Annotated in this window: 1 pseudogene; it reads left to right on the plus strand. The window is 41.4% G+C overall.

Features of this window, described 5'->3' with window-relative positions:
- Window positions 1–1,117: pseudogene (locus L652_RS0100950) on the plus strand (transcriptional regulator); the annotation flags it as partial.

Raw genomic sequence — 1,117 nt, forward strand, 5'->3', positions numbered from 1 at the left:
CCTGCCAGCGTTAACCGCTAATTTAACGTTCTCCAATGACCCACAAACCCAAACACCACTGGATGAAATATTGTGCGCCGATACCGCCAATAACCCCGATGCATTGCCCATGCTGCAATACACATTGCAAGAGCTGTACTTACAGCGCAGTGATAATAACGAGCTACTGCACAGTGTTTACACAAAACTCGGGGGTATTGAGGGCGCCATAGGCAAAAAAGCAGAAGATATATTTATTGATCTTAGTAATGAGCAACAGCAGCAACTAAAAAGCGTATTATCACAACTGATCACTTTAAACCCAGATGGTAAAACCATTACGAGCCGCGCTGCCCGCTGGCAAACATTAACCAACACAAGTCAAAAAGAGCTTGTGCAAGCCATGGTCGATAGCCGTTTATTTGTATCGCATTTACAAAACCAAGAAGCCTGTTTTAGTCTTGCTCACGAGGCATTATTGCGTCAATGGCCGCGCGCAAAACAATGGATTAATGACCATAAAGATGCCTTAGCAATAAAAAGTCGTTTACAACATCAAACACGAAATTGGGTAGATGAAGGCAAAAGTAGTGCTTACCTCCTAGCGCCAGGTAAACCACTACAAGAAGCGCAGCTATTACTTAACGACAAACTGTTTAAATTAGATGATAACGAGCATGCTCTTATCAAAAGCTCTGTAAACAAAATAAAAACAAAAATAAGAGCAAAACGAGTGACCGTTGCTTTATTGTGCTTACTTACATTTACCGCGTTATTGATGAGCTTCATTAGTTTTAAAGCCCAACAGCATGCGCAAAACAAGCAGCTTGAGGCCGAAAGCTTACTAGGGTTTATGGTCGGCGACTTTGCCGATAAATTACGTAGCGTTGAACGTATGGACTTACTTGATGGTATTAGTAATAAAGCACTTGAGTATTTTACTAATCAAACTGACGATTCAAGTTCACTTTTTAGCTTTAGCGATAATAAAGCACAATTTAACAACCGTTTTCAGTACGCACAAACCCTCGAAGCAATGGGTGAAGTAGCTTATTCCCGAGGTAAAACTGATGAAGCTTTTACCGCCTTTGAAAACGCCCGCACCCGCCTTGAGGCATTATTAAAAATACAGCCTAAT

The sequence above is a fragment of the Pseudoalteromonas sp. TB25 genome (assembly GCF_000497995.1).
Classification (GTDB): Bacteria; Pseudomonadota; Gammaproteobacteria; order Enterobacterales; family Alteromonadaceae; genus Pseudoalteromonas; species Pseudoalteromonas distincta.